General features: G+C 58.0%; 10 protein-coding genes and 1 pseudogene. 5 read left to right on the forward strand and 6 right to left on the reverse strand.

Translation table 11 applies throughout. The features are described 5' to 3' along the window. Positions 1 to 152: 152 nt before the first annotated feature. The 4 genes from NKJ35_RS15920 to NKJ35_RS15935 are packed head-to-tail and all read left to right on the forward strand — an operon-like array spanning position 153 to position 6,843. Positions 153 to 1,373, forward strand: coding sequence for a glycosyltransferase family 4 protein (locus NKJ35_RS15920; protein ID WP_352648309.1), 1,221 nt, complete (start codon positions 153 to 155; stop codon positions 1,371 to 1,373). Then, positions 1,370 to 2,626, forward strand: a complete 1,257-nt coding sequence (locus NKJ35_RS15925) for an O-antigen ligase family protein (RefSeq protein ID WP_352648311.1) — start codon at positions 1,370 to 1,372, stop codon at positions 2,624 to 2,626. Before NKJ35_RS15920 ends, NKJ35_RS15925 begins: the two co-directional genes overlap by 4 nt. A 4-nt stretch (positions 2,627 to 2,630) precedes the next feature. Next, positions 2,631 to 4,625: an asparagine synthase (glutamine-hydrolyzing) gene (gene asnB, locus NKJ35_RS15930; protein WP_352648314.1), complete on the forward strand. Its 1,995-nt coding sequence runs from the start codon at positions 2,631 to 2,633 to the stop codon at positions 4,623 to 4,625. 1 nt (position 4,626) lies between these two features. Continuing rightward, a complete protein-coding gene (locus tag NKJ35_RS15935; protein ID WP_352648317.1) occupies positions 4,627 to 6,843 on the forward strand; it encodes a GumC family protein in 2,217 nt (738 codons plus the stop codon). Between the two features lie 317 nt (positions 6,844 to 7,160). Here NKJ35_RS15935 and NKJ35_RS15940 read toward each other — a convergent pair whose 3' ends face one another. The 5 genes from NKJ35_RS15940 to NKJ35_RS15960 form a co-directional block, all read right to left on the reverse strand. Further along, entirely contained in the window at positions 7,161 to 8,207 is a 1,047-nt protein-coding gene (locus NKJ35_RS15940; protein ID WP_352648319.1) for a class I SAM-dependent methyltransferase, read from the reverse strand. Positions 8,208 to 8,302: 95 nt separating this feature from the next. Beyond that, positions 8,303 to 9,346, reverse strand: a complete 1,044-nt coding sequence (locus tag NKJ35_RS15945) for a glycosyltransferase family 2 protein (RefSeq protein WP_352480470.1) — start codon at positions 9,344 to 9,346, stop codon at positions 8,303 to 8,305. Further along, on the reverse strand, positions 9,343 to 10,878 hold the full coding sequence (locus NKJ35_RS15950) for a lipopolysaccharide biosynthesis protein (protein ID WP_352648321.1): 1,536 nt from the start codon (positions 10,876 to 10,878) through the stop codon (positions 9,343 to 9,345). Before NKJ35_RS15950 ends, NKJ35_RS15945 begins: the two co-directional genes overlap by 4 nt. A gap of 163 nt (positions 10,879 to 11,041) precedes the next feature. Then, positions 11,042 to 12,124, reverse strand: a complete 1,083-nt coding sequence (locus NKJ35_RS15955) for an NAD-dependent epimerase/dehydratase family protein (protein WP_352648346.1) — start codon at positions 12,122 to 12,124, stop codon at positions 11,042 to 11,044. 243 nt (positions 12,125 to 12,367) lie between these two features. Beyond that, complete coding sequence (locus NKJ35_RS15960; protein ID WP_352507238.1) at positions 12,368 to 13,078, reverse strand: helix-turn-helix transcriptional regulator; 711 nt, start codon at positions 13,076 to 13,078, stop codon at positions 12,368 to 12,370. Positions 13,079 to 13,365: 287 nt separating this feature from the next. On the opposite strand from NKJ35_RS15960, the gene NKJ35_RS15965 reads away from it, so the two are divergent. Beyond that, positions 13,366 to 15,105: a PAS domain S-box protein gene (locus NKJ35_RS15965; protein ID WP_352648324.1), complete on the forward strand. Its 1,740-nt coding sequence runs from the start codon at positions 13,366 to 13,368 to the stop codon at positions 15,103 to 15,105. A 197-nt stretch (positions 15,106 to 15,302) separates the two neighbouring features. Here NKJ35_RS15965 and NKJ35_RS15970 read toward each other — a convergent pair. Further along, positions 15,303 to 15,414: pseudogene (locus NKJ35_RS15970) on the reverse strand (IS630 family transposase); the annotation flags it as partial.

The raw sequence follows: 15,414 nt of genomic DNA on the forward strand, positions 1-15,414 counted from the left end.
TACCTCATTCAAACAGACGAGGACAGTAGGCAAGCCTCCTCCTACCGTACCCTTTCACGCGCACAGAAGTAACGAAGCAAAACCATGAAAGCAGATGCGAAAGGTAGTTACTTCATGCGACCGAAACACGGCGCACGGACGGGAGCTTCGGGATGAATCCGCATCTCGTTTGTGTGGGAGGCGAAGATCACGCCCTCAGAATTCCGTTCCTAATGTCGCTGCGCGAAAGCGGCTTCCGGGTCACTGCGGTTTCGACCGGCGATGAGGCTGCGTTTTTGCGGCATGGCATTCCGCATCGCCGCTACGGTTTCGACCGATTTGCCAGCGGCGGTGGCGAGTGGACCGCCATAAGAGCGATCCGGAAACTGGTTGCGGAACTCCGGCCTGACATTGTCCAAAGTTTCGACACCAAGCCTAACCTGCTCGCACCCCTTTCGCTGCGCGGAACAGTCCCGGTCGTACGCACGATCAACGGCCTGGGCTGGACATTCTCCTCGCTCGAACCGCGGGCTCTGGCCCTGCGTCCAATCTTTTGCGGACTGCAGTGGCTTGCTTCCTTCTGGACGGCAGCGACGGTGTTTCAGAACCGGGACGATGAGGCCTTCTTCAAGCGCTTTCGATTAATTGAACCCGGCAGCGGAAGAGTGATCCGCAGTTCTGGCATCGACGTCGATGCGTTCGCCATGGCGAGGCATCTTGCTCCGCCGGCAACGAAAATGCGCAAGGAACTCGGGCTCCAGTCAGCGGAGATCGTGATTTTTGTGGGCCGGCTGACCCGCCAGAAGGGCATCCCGATACTGCTTCAAGCAGTGCCCCGCGTCCTTTCCAAAAGACCTAATGCTCGTTTCGTGCTTGTCGGCCCTTGGGAGTCCGAAGGTCCATTTGCAGTCGACAAGTCGGAAATCGATCGACACGCTCCTCATGTTATCGCGCTTGGCCCACGACGCGATGTTCCAGCCCTTCTTGACATGGCCGACGTGTTCGCCTTCCCCACACAATATCGAGAAGGAATCCCGCGCGTCCTGCTCGAGGCAGGGCTGGCGGGTTTGCCCATCGTTGCCTCGAACATGCCCGGCTGCAATGAAGTGGTCGAGGATGGATGGAACGGCTATCTTGTCCAACCGCACGACGCCGATGGTCTTGCATCTCGAATAGTTGACATCCTTTCCGACCGCAGTCGCGGAAAGGTCATGGGCGGTCGTTCCGTCGAACTTGTCCGGGAGCAGTTCGCGCTGCCGCGGGTGGTGGCCCAATATTGCGATCTGTACAAAAATATCCTTGGCGCCAAACCCCACAGCGATCTCGCCCGACCGGCGTCTCCGATCTTGTTTGGAGAGGGTGCTGCGAGAAGCAGATTGGACTGGCGCCGATGATCCGGGACGCGATCCTGGCCTGCGGCCTCGCTACGACCTATGCGGTGCAACTCGACATTCCAGGGTCGCCCTTAGGGGTTGGCGAACTGTTCATCGTACTTTGGATCATGCTGTCGATTGGGCGCGTACTCGCCGGGGGCCACCTGGAGACAAGGCCGGCGCTGGCACGCCTTGTGAGCTTCTGGACGATCATGGCGCTTGCTCTCGGGATCGGCACCGTCGTCGGCTATCTGACCACAATTCTATATCTGACGGGCCTGATGCACGATACGATGGCCTACCTGCTGTTGGTCAGCATCACCTGCCTTGCCGCTGCAGAACCCGACGCTGATCGCCGGCTGCGTCGTACTGGCTGGTGGGTTGTGGGCATCGCGAATATCGCGCTTGCCGTTCAGCTGGGACAGGGCTGGGGCTGGATCCCCCAAGCAGGCGTCGATCCCTGGTATTGGGACCGCTTTCGTGGCTGGTCGCATAATCCAAACCAGCTCGCGCTCTACTGCGCAATCTTTGGCCCGCTAGCCTTGCATCTTGCGACCACCACCAGCAATCGATGGGGCAGGTTTCTTGGGATTGCCAGCTTGTTCCTGACCTTCTATGTCGGGAGGCTGACAAAGAGCGATACCTATTTGTACACCAGCATCCTGACCTGCCTGACGTTCCTCGGGCTGCGGATCAGGACATGGCTCAAGACCGGTGGCAACAGGGTCAGCTTTTCACGGCAAGCCGTCCTCCTGTTGCTTGTCGGTATCCTTCCGTTGGCGATCGCGACAACCCCTTACGCCGTAACTGAGGCGAGCGTCCTCGAAAATTTCGCCAAGGGCCTGACCAAGGACAAAGGCGGCGAGGCCACTGCCGAAACCGCCGCACTCCGCGTGCATCTCTGGAACGAAGCGTTGGAGAAGGGCGCCGAATCCGGGTCGCTGGGCCTTGGTCCAGGTCCGCATCTCGAGCGCCCATCAGTGTTCGACTCGCAATTTCTGGAACGGCCCTTCGAGGCTCACAACACGATCCTCGACCTGTACACTCAAGGTGGTCTCATTGCAGTTCTGGCGCTGGTCTGGATAGTCGGCGCCGCCATCATATCGGTGTGGCGTGCGAAGCTCGACGCGCTGTTAGCGCTCGTGGTGTCAATTATCATCTTCGGGATGCCGCACCTGATCATCCGCCACCCGATCGTATGGTTTGCGCTAACCATCTGCCTTGTCGCCGGTACGCCGAAAGCAGTTTCTGCAATCTCCAACAATCCGGGGTAATGGTATGTGTGGTATTGCCGGAATTCTTCTTGCCTCCGATTCAGCCGACACGAGGCCGCTCAGGGCAATAGAGCAGATGACGGCCGCACTTCGTCACCGCGGGCCGGATGGCGAGGCATTCTGGGTAAACTGTGAATCGGGGGTCGCCTTCGGTCACAGGCGGCTGGCCATAGTTGACCTGTCGGAGGCTGGCCGTCAGCCGATGCATTCTGAAAGCGGCCGATATGTCATTACATTCAACGGCGAAATATACAATTTCCGTGATTTGCGCCGTGAGCTGGAGAGTACAGGCCATCATTTTCGGAGCGCCAGCGATACCGAAGTCATGCTCGCCGCAATTGAGAGTTGGGGCCTCGAAAAAGCACTCACCCGTTTCGCCGGCATGTTCGCTTTAGGATTGTGGGACCTTAGGACAAGGACGCTCCATCTCGCCCGCGACCGAATGGGTAAAAAGCCGCTTTATATCGCCTCAACACGCGATGCACTTGTTTTTGCTTCCGAGTTGAAGGCGATCAACCGTTTTCCAGGGTTTTGCCAGGAGCTCGATATCGATGCGGCCGCGGCAATGCTTTCGAAGGGATGGGTACCGGATGACAGCTGCATTTGGCGAGGCGTGTTCAAGCTGCCGCCGGGTTCGGTCCTGTCGGTAACGGCCGCTGAGTTCTCCGGGGAACGCAGTGTCGCCTCTCTGTCGCATCGCATTCGACGCTGGTGGTCGCTGGCCGAAGCCGCCACGGAAGGGCGGGCGGAACAGGTCGCCGGCAGCGACGAGGAACTCACCAATGAACTGGACGGCCTGCTTCGACTTGCCGTTCGGGAGCGCATGATCGCTGACGTCCCGCTCGGGGCCTTCCTGTCGGGCGGAATAGATAGCTCGACGGTTGTGGCCCTTATGCAGGCTCAATCGGAAAAGCCTGTGCGCACGTTCACGATCGCTTTCGGAGAGGGCGGGTTCGATGAGGCTCCCCACGCTGCGGAAGTCGCGCGCCATCTGGGGACCGACCATACCGAACTCCACCTTTCGGCTGCCGTAGCGCGCGACGTCATTCCAGAACTGCCGCAGATCTGGGACGAGCCATTCGCTGACGAATCGCAGATACCAACTCTGCTGGTGGCGCGGCTCGCCCGCCGGCACGTTACGGTGGCTCTGTCGGGCGACGGTGGCGATGAATGCTTCGCCGGCTACGCACGCCACTTCATGGCGGCCCGCCTGCGACGACAGCATATTCTGCCGTCAGCACTGCGTCGGGCGCTCGCGGCAGGCACTGGGTTATTGGCCCGTGCAGCCCGCCACGATCTCGTCGGCAAGCTGCCGCTTTCGGAGGGTGCACGGCATGCGCTTCGGGGGGATCGGCTGAATCGCCTAGCTCAGCTGCTTGCTGCAGCCAACGAGGACGAGTTGTATCGGCGACTTACGGGATCATCGAACGAGAACCTGAGCCTCCACCAGCCACCCTCATCAATTCACGTCGAGCACCGGCTTGATGGGCTGCTGTCCCGTCTGTTGTATGACGATATGGCTGGATACCTCCCCGGCGATATATTGGTGAAGCTGGACCGCGCCAGCATGGCCAACAGCCTCGAGGGGCGATGCCCGCTGCTCGATCATCGGGTTGTCGAATTTGCCTGGCGCCTGCCGACGAATACGAAAGTTCGTAATGGCAAAGGCAAGTGGATCCTTCGTCAGTTGTTGCGCCGATACGTTCCGCAGCGGCTGATCGAGCGGCCGAAGCAAGGTTTTGATGTTCCTATAGCCGTCTGGCTGAGAGGCCCGCTGCTGAGTTGGGCAAACGACCTTGTCGCCGATATGCGTTTGTCCGGAGACGGGATTTTCGACCTTGCAGAGGTGGATGCGTGCTGGCGCGATCACGTTGACGGCAGGCACGACCATTCTCGTGAATTGTGGCCCGCGTTGATGTTCCAGGCCTGGCACAACGAGGCAAGGCGGCCATCGGCCACAGCAACGGGTTCTCGCGTGCCCGAACTTACAGGAGATTAAGATGGAAGGGTCCATAGTTAGCCGCATCCACCTTCCGCACGTTAACGAAATGCACGTGCCTGCGCGCGAAATCGCTCCGCGCATGAAACGGCCCTTACGCGAACAGATGGACACGCAAACCCCATTCCATCAGCTCCTCATTACCCTCTCAAGAAAAAAATGGTTCCTGCTGGCCATGGTCATCACCGGCGGTGTATTAGCCGCGCTTGCGGGGCTTGCACGGCCTGCCCTGTATGAAGCCACCGCACAGGTAATCGTCGACGCACCTAGTAGAGCGGCCCCTGCCGGCGGCTCGGTCTCTACTCAAGATGTGCTGGATTCCAGCATTGACGACCACATCACCATGCTCTCGTCGCAAGGCCATCTGCGAAGCGTGGTGGCAGCGCTGCGCAAAACGGACGCTCTCAACAATACTAGAAAGGTTGATGCTGTTACCGAAAATTCTGCTGCTGACCCTGCGGGCGTTGAGCCGCCGAAGTTGCGCTCGGGTACAGCCGATCTGCTGGCCGAAATTTGGCCGCGCAGCACTCCGGCGGAGCCAGATGCGGCTGAACTCAAGATACTGCGTAAGGGTATAAGGATCGGCCAGGAGTTGCGATCGAGGGTCATCAGTGTCGGCTTCACCGATCACGATCCGGCCCGAGCTGCTTTGATCGCCAATACGTTCGTGCAGGTGTATATTGGCGATCTGGCAAGGAAAAGCCAAGCATCGGACAGACTGGAACTTGAATCAATAGTTGCCGGACTTCCAGCTACACAGAACAGTCTCGCAGAAGCGACTGATCGTCTTGAGAGGTATCGGCTGAGCCATGGCGCGATCGACCAAGGTGCAGCGGATAATGCCGCCAAGGAGATAGTCGAACTCACCCAGCAAATCTCCTTGTCGAAAGCGGATCTCTCCGCATCGGAATCTCGACTCCAACACATTCAGGACTTGCGAAAGGGGGGCGCGTCGGTTGCCGCGGTAGCCGAAACCATCGGATCGCCCGTGCTGGCCGATCTCTTGGCACGCCAGGCCAACGGCACAACAGATGAGGATGTCACAAATGCGATCGATCGTGAGATCGAACAAGAAATCGCCCGCGTCGCTGCCGAGACGAACATCTATCGCTCCCAAATAGCGGTGCTGCAAAAGCGTAAGGACGTCCTGGATGCGGTTGTGGCCGATACAGCCGGCCGGCTTTCCGGATTGCGCGCTCTCGAGCCCCAGGTCAGTATCCTGACGCAGCGCTACAACGACCTTTTGACCCGGCAACAAGACTTGATGCGGCGTATTGCAAGTCCATCCCCCGGAGTCAGACTTCTCTCAGCGGCGTGGCCTCCTACCAATCCAACGACTCTTTCGCCAATATTTCTTATTCCGCCCGGCATGGTTGTGTTTGGCCTGATTGGGGGGATCTTCATACTTGTCCGCCAACGCTTCGATAGCACCTTGCACGGAGAGGCCGAAGCTGAAACCGCGCTCAAAGTTCCGTGCCTCGGGCTAATACCCCAGGCTGCCACAACGCACGCGAGGCGACTGCAGCAGCTGGTTTCAGGTCAGCAGGAGTCCAGATACAGCCGCGCCGTGACGGCCCTGCTTGTCGCTGCAGCGCCCCAGCGGGCGAGGGATTGCTCGAACATAATCTTGATAACATCCTGCAGTGAGGATGATGGCAAGACCGAGCTCGCATGGAGCATGGCCTTGGCGGCCACAAGACTTGGAGGGCGAGTACTCTTTATTGATCTGGACCGCACGGACCGCCGCCTTACAGGCGAGTTTGTGAAGGAATTCAGCGCACGTAAGCCGCACAATTTTTTCGGAGACTATATCAATGACCGTTGTGCGCTGCGCGATGCGATAGCTGGAATGTCGGCAATCGGAATCGATTTCATGGCGCTCGCACCGTCGGAGGATCTGCTGCCCTTACTGTCCAGTGTCGATGGCTCCCCTTTCAAAGATGAACTGCACTCGGTCTATCGGGTGGTCATCATAAATGGGCCGCTGGGGCTTGAGGGACCAGAGGCCAGACTCCTGACAGGCTGGGGTGACGTGGTTCTTTTCGCCATTCGCTGGGCGAAAACGCGACGCAGCATCGCGCGAGGCGTTCTAGACTTGCTTGCGGGCGATACGCCAGCTTCGGTTCCCGTCGCAAGCGTTCTCACGAAGGTTAATCTCAGGAAGCACGCGGGTTACCGGTTCGGGGACAGCGCTGATCTCTTGCTGGAGGGAGCATGACGAGCTCGGCTTTTACTGTTGCCTACTTCCCACCACCGCCCGTTGAAAATCACCGTTTTAGGCGCCGCGCCGATCGGCTGCCGGCGCGGGCCATTCGCCCGTAGCCGAGGTTGCCGCGGAGAGATCCGTCCGGAGGGTGGGGCCGAGGTGTCATAACGGAACCTACTGGCCAGGAGCCGCCGGACGGGCATTCATGAATTTCGGGAGCCACGCCTGAGGCGACGCCCCTGATGCCATCCTTCGTCTGCTTGGCAGGTCCAGCAGCCTGGTGGTGTCAAAATCACCTTCCCGCTGCAAGCGGCGTGGCGCACCGCTCATTACTGCTTGGCTTGGCGATGAATCTGTGGCGCAGGTGACGAGACTTTGTCGATTTTCGCCCAGAGTGCGCTCCCGCCCATCGTAGATGCGTTCCTGATGGCGTATGCCCATGCCGGCAAGCGTGACGGTGAAATCGCAAGGGCGGTCAAACCTTGCGCCATTCGTTGCGCTTTGCTTCGCGGCAGGGCCCGAACGAACTCACTCACACTACCTGGTTTTTGGCCCTTTCGCAAAAAGCTGTGGACGATGTCTTGCTTCAGGAATTTGGCGAGATTGAACGGCTCGCGCTCGCATTTGCTCAATTGCAAGCCGTGCCGCCGACATATGGCATCGAAGGCTCCTTTCGTCCATCGGCCAATGTGGTTTGGTGGCATGTCTACGAGCGAACCGTGAGACTCCATATAGTACGTTCTGTTTTCATTTGGCACGGCAATGAAAACAGATCCTTGCGCCTTCAGAAGATATTTTAAGCGAGCAAAAACCTCATCCACTTGGTCCATATGCTCGAAGACCTGAAACATGAAAATAAAATCGAACGCCTCTTTCATGGGATTGAAGCTGCCATCTCGAAAGTCATTTGCAAATGTCTTGAAGCCTTTTGACGCCAGTACTGATCGCGCCGTTTCGTTGTAGTCGACGGCAGAAATATCCGAAGTATGGAAGAATTTATTCTTGATGCGGTCGAGAAAATACCCAAACCCCGATCCCACTTCGAGAGCAGTCTTTCCGCCAGTATTCAGGCCCGCGAGCTCTTCGATTGTTCTTGCATATTCCCATTTCATAGTTGGATAAGAAGGGTACGCCCAGGCTAAGTTATAAAACTCAAAGCCGCCGGCGACGAACGGATCTGCGAAACCGAATCCACAATCTGCGCATTTGCGAATGTCGCAAGTGTTACGGCCCCAGAGATCCGACAGGTGGCTTGTTAACTTTCGGGAGCGATCGGGGTCCTGACGCGGATTGATGAAATGTCGAGAGGCCTCGTCTGCTGTCACTTCGAACAATTTTGCGGTTGATACACTGCCACACGCCGGACAAATGGTCATCTCGCTATCCCTGAAGCCTGGACGAAGGAAAGCCGCCTTCGACGGTGTAGAATGCGTGCCAGCCGGCCAACGCAGGCCTCAATGATGCCGCCACGCTAAATTCGCCTCTGGCTACGCAACCGGCCCAGTCTCGGGCGGATGGCGAACGCGTAAGTAAGAATGTGCTGGCTCGCAATTTTCATGACTGATGGGCGAAGAATTTGCATGGCATCTTGGATCGTCGCTCGCCATGACTGCTGGTGGAATCTGCTGGGAATACGAGCAACCCGCAGCGCCCGTAACAAAGTCTCGGGGCGAGGGAGGTGTTTACGATCCTGAATTAGATTCCAGTTAAGCTCTTTGACAGCAAGAGTTACTTGATCAACTTCGTCAAAATTCTTAGTTGTAGTGATGCTCGGGTGATTGGTCGCGTCGTAGAAAATCAAGCCGTCATTTATCGCGACCATGTCTCCGTGGCATGCCAGGTCAACAAAGAACAGCTGGTCGACTCCGGCCGGGATAGAATTGTGCGCGCGCATCAGGCAACCCGCGTGAATGACGTCGCGGTTGATCAACAGCGTCGACGGGATGATCCCGAGGCTCCGCGTCGTACGGACCAGATAGAGGTCCGTTAGGCATTGCTGGCTCGAGTAGACGGAGATCCGTTGTCGCCCTTGCGGTGGCAATCGGAATTTCATCCGATCGTCTTCAATTATATTCGCGGCACAGGTCATGAATGCAGCCGAGGGATGCTTGGTGGAAACCTCGGCAAAGGTCTTGAGTGCGCCTGGGGCGAGCCAGTCATCGTCATGGAGCAGCTTGATCCATTTTCCGACGCAAGCGAGCATGGCGTTGTTGGTATTCTCGACCTGACCCCGGCCCCGACCGTTCTCGACAATTCGGATGCGAGGCTCGGTCCGTGCATACTCGGCCACGATTGCCCAGGTCGCTCCCTCTCGGCCCTCGTCGTCGCTGACGACCAGCTCCCAACTGGCGAAATCTTGACTCAGAATGCTATCCATCGCCCGGCGGATCGTGTCCGGTCGGCGAAAGGTCGGGATAGCAACTGAAATGAAAGGGCGCAGTCGCGAAGCATCAGCGCGATGATGTTGGTCAACCACATCGGTCGTTGGAAGCTGATCAAGCTGCGAGTGCTTCATGGTGTTTTTCCCTCGAGATGATGACTCTGCTTTGGTATGGCGGCTCCCGATGGTTCGACGTAGTGGCGGAGAAGATACAGAGAGGCCGCCGTTTTCAGTGCAAACCCGACGGCGCCGCCGGCCGCCATCAGATAAATGACTTTGAGTGGTTCCCAACCTGCCTCAGCACCGGCGAGTAGCGGGCCAAATACAAGCGCCGTCCGCGCGCCGTCGACGAGAAGTCGTACCTCTTGCCGCCGCAGAAGAGCCGGGACATCTTGAAGCGGTGTCGACAACGCCTGCGTGGCACCCATGAACGCCAACGCGGTCATAATGTCTGCGGCGGGAACCCAGGGCGCGCCCAAGAGGGGAACGACGATAAATGGCGCGGCCAGGCCAAGCGCTAATATTGGCAATGCGGTGAGGCCGGCTGAAAGCATCAAGAGGCCGTGCGCGGTGCCGAGCAAATGGGCGCGACTGCTGGTTTTGTTCGCCTCAGATACAAAAACATTGCTAAGCGGGTTGGCGATCAGCGTGACGGGTGCAGTCACCAGCCGTGACGCAACTCCCAGGTAGCCGGCAAAAGCGGCGCCGAACAGCGAACCAACGAGTATTGCGGGAAGATTGATGATGGCAAAACTCGCTAGGGCCGAGGGAATGTCGAACAATGGAAACTTGTATTCTCGCCTGGCGACTGCAAAGACGGTCCGCCACGGCGCTCGGGCGATGCCGCCTATGTCCTTCCTGCTCAGAATCCGGGAGCCGAGGATTCCGATGAAGATGAATTGGCTCAGGATATGAGCATGCACCATCGCGTCGCCTCCGAAATGGGCGAGCCCAAAAGTTAGTTGCAGCAGGGCCATGGTCACCGGCAAAATCAGGCGGCCGAGGGCGAAGTCGCGTAGCAGGCCTACGCGCAGACTCCAGCAGTTCATTGCTTCGACGAGGCCGGCACCCCCCATCCCAAGTGGAACGAGCCAGGCGAGGTGGCCAACTCGCGCTGGAGCGATGCTCGCCCACAGCAGTCCTGCCCCAAAGGCCAGGACACTCGTCACCAAGACAGCCAGGAGAATGAGCTTAACGGTCACGTATGCCTGCGCACTGTCCTTGACCCCATAAAGCGAGGCCTCGAAACGCAATGCTGCGATCGCACCGAGGATGTTTACGATCGACAGGTAAATCGTGAAGATCCCGAAATCTGCCGGGGAATAGAGCCGGGCCAAAACGGGAATGGCGGCGACCAGGGTCAGCTGGCCGGCAATCGCCATGGCCGAAACGCCTCCTGCCGCGCGAAGAATACCGCCGATCGGGCTTGGAGGAACACGGGTGATTATTTTCTCGACCGTAGGAACCGTCCTGGATCTCAGAAAGTAGCTTTGGGACATGAGCTCGCGATTCCGAGGAGGCAAAAATGCGGTCGAATAGAGCTTACGATGGGGCCTGAACGTCACCATCATCCATCTGAATGACATTGTTCGGCAGAACGCGGATGCGGCGAATTCTTTGTGCTCCGTGCCAAGTACAAGTTCAGTCTCTGAATTGAGATCGCTCATTGGAACTGCCCGCGATAAGCTGATTTGCGCGAGGATCGCGCGGGGCATCGATGACCGGAAATTTCGTCGTTACGCTGTGCGGCATCAGCTTGATCTTTTGACCAGACCAGCAGCCGAGACAGGATAACAGACGCGTGGATCCGTCGCTCCGACAAGGCGCGGATCACACGGTGGCCTCTACATGCACCAACGTTTGTTGCCGTATGCTGGCCGCGGCATCCCTTCCATGAAAGTCCCGGTACCATTCGACAAAGCGTTGCACTCCGTCCTCAAGCCGCGTCGTCGGGGCGAAGCCGACGGCCTTGCGAAGGTCGCTGACGTCGGCGCGTGTCTCTAAAACGTCGCCAGGCGGCAACGGCACATCCACGCGAAGCGCCCGGCAGCCAAGGGCGGTCTCGATGATCGAAATGAGCCGGTTGATCTCCTCGGGCCAGTCGTTGCCGATGTTGTAGACGCGATGCGGCGCGGAACTTGTAGCAGGATCGGCGGTGAAGGGGTCCCAATGCGGATCGGGCCGCGGCGGTGCAGCAAGTGCTCGAACCACGCCCTCAGCGATATCGTCGATATAGGTGAAGTCTCGCCACACGCGGCCGGCATTGGCTACTTCGATTGGATTCCCCTCGATAATCGCACGCGTGAACATATAGACCGCCATGTCGGGCCTGCCCCAGGGGCCATAAACAGTGAAGAAGCGGAGTCCAGTCATAGGTAAGCCGAACAAGTGACTGTATGAATGCGCCATGAATTCGTTTGAACGCTTGGTTGCGGCGTATAGACTGACAGGATGATCGGCGCCGTGATGCTCGGAAAACGGTATGGTTCGATTTGAGCCGTAGACGGAGCTCGACGAGGCATAGACGAGGTGATTAACGCCGAAGTGCCGGCAGCCCTCAAGGACGTTGAGAAAGGCTATTATGTTCGATTGCAGATAGGCATGCGGGTCAACTAGTGAATGTCGCACGCCGGCCTGAGCCGCGAGATGCACAACGTTTGAAGGTCGAACTTCTGAAAACAGCAACTGGACACGCGCCGCATCCGCCAGATCAATTCGCATCGGAGTGAAGCCCGACTCGGTACAGAGGCGCGCAAATCGCGCTTCCTTGAGTCGTGGATCGTAGTAGGGGGAGAAATTGTCGACGCCGATGACTTCGACACCCAGACGCAAAAGCCGCAAAGCGACGTGAAAACCAATGAAGCCTGCCGCGCCGGTGACGACGATCGGTCCGGTCCGTGCCAGTCTCTTCACCGCGCGGTCCGAACGCGATCGAGCGATTTCCACCTTCTCCGCTGCGGCAAGAGCAGACTCGCTGCCTAGATCGTTGTCCAACTTGTCGCCTTTCGAGTCCGTTCGACAGTACCGAATGGCCGGTCCGGGATTGCGGCTTCCGTCATGCGGTGCACGACCTGCCAAGTCATGACACTCCAACTTGCGCCGTCTGAATCCCCGGGCGGATGCCGACGTCCGGCGATGGTATCCAGTGGCCTGCCTCTACGGCAGGACCGAAATGCGGCCAAGAAGGGCCACCAGTTCCGCCTGGCGCTTTGTTTCGGTCTTGGCGAACAGCGAGGCAAGCTGGGAACGGATCGTGGTGCGGCTGAGGCGCCAGCTGCGAGCGATCTCCAAAGGAGCGTCGCCCTGAGCCAGGCGCAAGGCGAGGTGCGTTTCTGCGCTCGTCAGGCCAAACATTCTTTGCAACGTGCGAGGATTTGGCCCAGATCTGTTATCCCGATCCAGCAACGCCACAATGCTCGTTCCGTCGGGAGCGATAACGCCGTTCTCGTTCAGAATCACCGGACGGTCGCCTCTGCTGCGGATCACCACCCAGGATAGTGAGCCCGGCAGGAATTGACCCGGAACATTTGCGATCAGCCGCCTTAGGGCGGTCGTAAGCCCGCTCGCCGTGTCGGCCGCTTCGCCCTGGCGCTCAAGCGTGGTTTGGGCGGCTGCGTTCCACTCGACCACCTTTCTCTCGCGATTCAGCACGAGATAGCCACAGCCAATGCGATCAAGCACGCCGGTTATGGATTCCAGACTGCGGCCTTTTTGTTCGCCGAACCTTGCGTCCAATAGATCCGATGCGCGATCGGCAAGGTGACCAGAAGAGGGCCGCGTATTCCGCGCTTCAAAATCATACCTGGTCCTCGTAGCAATGTACCGATTGCTCGAAGAAGCATTGACCTGTCTATCGATCAGATTCATTTTCTACCCCTAACCCAAAGTTTCACACGCCCGAAATAAGTATTCGGGATTCATGTAGTCTTCTATGTGTCGCTGGATTCTAGTCTTCTATGCGCTGACGGATAATATGTTCATCGCCACCTTGAAAAACTTAATATGATCCGACAGTTCTAAGGCAGCTCTTAGGCCCCGCTGCGTCCGATAAAATGCGCGCTATGATAGCGGTATGGCAATCCGGCAGTGGTACTAAGCTGTACGTTTTTTGCTCTAGTCTCGACGGGCTAGTCAGAAGGTTGTAGTCTGTGTCCATGAGCTCGCAGTCGCGCAGGTCGAATTCGAACCCGTCGGGCAGATTGCTAACTCATATTGCCTCTGCATCGGTGTTAGCTGCCACACTGATATTTGAAATCAAATCGTCAGCCTATATTGGGCAAGGCGCCAGTTTTCTGGAATTTATTCCGGCTATTATTATTATCGCCTATCTCGAAGACCGCGTGGCAGCGCTTGCTGCGACCATTCTGATGGTGACTGTCGGCCTGTGGGCGCGAGGACACGATCACATTTCAAATGGAGATTGGGCACGCGCAATCCTGCTTCTGGTTTCGGGCGGGGTAATTGCCATGACGTTCCATCGCCTTCGGCAGGACTTGCGTGAGTTGCTGGAAGTCGCGGAGGCCAGGCTAGCTGCCGTCGAAGCGACAGAAAGCCGCTATCGTTGGGCCTTCGAACGTGCTGCCCTGGGATTCGCGAACACCAACGAGAAAGGTGAGTTGCTTCAGTCCAACAAACGCCTTTGCGAGATGACCGGATACAAGGAGGAGGAGCTTGCCCAATTGCGGCTCGATACGCTCGCCCATCCGAACGACCGGCATACCTTGGCGCAATTGTTGGCAAGGCTGGGCAATGACATCTCTTCGTTCGTTTCCGAGGTCCGTCTGTTAAGAAAGGACGGTATGGCATTCTGGGCTCGGCTAACGCTTTCTTCGTCCGTGCCCAAGGGGGGACTCTCGGAGAGCATCTTCGTGGTGGTCGACGATATTTCGGAACGACGCGCTGTTCACGAAGCGCTTCGGGCTCAGAAGGAATGGCTGGACCTCGCTCTGTCTGCTGGACGTTTGGGCACGTGGCGCATCGACCTTAAAGACGGGACAGTCACGGGCTCGGACACGTTCTGGGACATTCTCGGCCTGGCCCAGGCCAATAGCCGCAGTTTGGAGGAACTGTCAGCTGTCGTCCATCCGGCGGACTGGCCAAAGCTGGCGGCATCGAGAAAGGCCGCACCATCGGTCACGAATTACGATGTTGAGATACGTGTCCGCCGACCGGACGGACATATCCGCTGGGTTGCGCTGCGCGGAAGGGAGGAAAGACATGATGATGGTGGACAGCGGCTTGGAGTGGCTGCCGACCTGAGCGAGAGACGACAAACCACGCTGCTGCGTGCCGCGGCAAAGAAGCGGGAGCGCATCATGCTCGAACAGCGTCATAGATTCGGCAATGTTTTCGCGGTGATCACGGCGCTCGTGAAGATGGTCGATGTTCCCGGAAACAACGTCGCCAAATACAAGGAAATGCTGATCGATCGGATACGCGCGCTCGAGGCAACCCATTTGCTTCTTTCCCGCAATGGCAGCGTATCGGGGGCGATAAACGATCTCGTTGCGCAAGAGTTGCACCCTTATATGGGGACACGCGCCATATCGGTCAGCGGTCCGTCCGTGGCGATATCGGGAGGCGCCGCCGAGAGTTTCGCAATGATCGTTCACGAGCTTGCCACCAATTCCATGAAATACGGGGCGCTTGGCGATTCAAAAGGCCGGATCGACGTAAGCTGGACGTTCGCAGCTGAAGATACTGGCAGCGATATCGTGTTCGAGTGGGTGGAATCGGGGCGGCGGCGGACCTCAAGTGTAGTCCGTCATGGCTTCGGTTCCATGATAATCGGAGTGGATGGAGCGCCGCTTGTCGGTCACTCTCCCAGGCTGGAAATATCGGACCAAGGGTTGCGGTATTCGCTGCGGCTGTCGCGCAGGGAAATCGGATTGTAGTGCAGTGCTACAATCGGAAGCAGATATCTAAAGGCGGGTGGCGCTGAGCGGCCTTTGAGATGGGCAGTGTTCTTTTCAAGAATGTCGTTGGCCCAAAGCTGCGCCGTGGCTTTGGGATATGCAGTAATATGCGTGAGGAGTCATGGGATGCCGTTGCACGTCCAAAAGGACGCGCGGCGCTCTAGAGCGGCGGACTTTCATGTGAGTCCATAGCCTGCGGCAGTGAAGTAGTTTCTGCATTCTGTTGGAGAGAAGAGATTGCAGATATCGCCAATGGCCTGCCACAGGGCGTCGATGGTTCTGATGGCC

The organism is Mesorhizobium sp. M0136, from assembly GCF_040322515.1.
Lineage (GTDB): Bacteria > Pseudomonadota > Alphaproteobacteria > Rhizobiales > Rhizobiaceae > Mesorhizobium.

What these genes read in the sequence shown, in the direction of transcription:
- NKJ35_RS15945 (WP_352480470.1), bottom strand. Translation starts at nt 9,346, where the DNA reads ATGAAGCACTCGCAGCTTGATCAGCTTCCAACGACCGATGTGGTTGAC.
- NKJ35_RS15940 (WP_352648319.1), bottom strand. Translation starts at nt 8,207, where the DNA reads ATGACCATTTGTCCGGCGTGTGGCAGTGTATCAACCGCAAAATTGTTC.
- asnB (WP_352648314.1), top strand. Translation starts at nt 2,631, where the DNA reads ATGTGTGGTATTGCCGGAATTCTTCTTGCCTCCGATTCAGCCGACACG.
- NKJ35_RS15950 (WP_352648321.1), bottom strand. Translation starts at nt 10,878, where the DNA reads ATGAGCGATCTCAATTCAGAGACTGAACTTGTACTTGGCACGGAGCAC.
- NKJ35_RS15920 (WP_352648309.1), top strand. Translation starts at nt 153, where the DNA reads ATGAATCCGCATCTCGTTTGTGTGGGAGGCGAAGATCACGCCCTCAGA.
- NKJ35_RS15935 (WP_352648317.1), top strand. Translation starts at nt 4,627, where the DNA reads ATGGAAGGGTCCATAGTTAGCCGCATCCACCTTCCGCACGTTAACGAA.
- NKJ35_RS15965 (WP_352648324.1), top strand. Translation starts at nt 13,366, where the DNA reads ATGAGCTCGCAGTCGCGCAGGTCGAATTCGAACCCGTCGGGCAGATTG.
- NKJ35_RS15960 (WP_352507238.1), bottom strand. Translation starts at nt 13,078, where the DNA reads ATGAATCTGATCGATAGACAGGTCAATGCTTCTTCGAGCAATCGGTAC.
- NKJ35_RS15925 (WP_352648311.1), top strand. Translation starts at nt 1,370, where the DNA reads ATGATCCGGGACGCGATCCTGGCCTGCGGCCTCGCTACGACCTATGCG.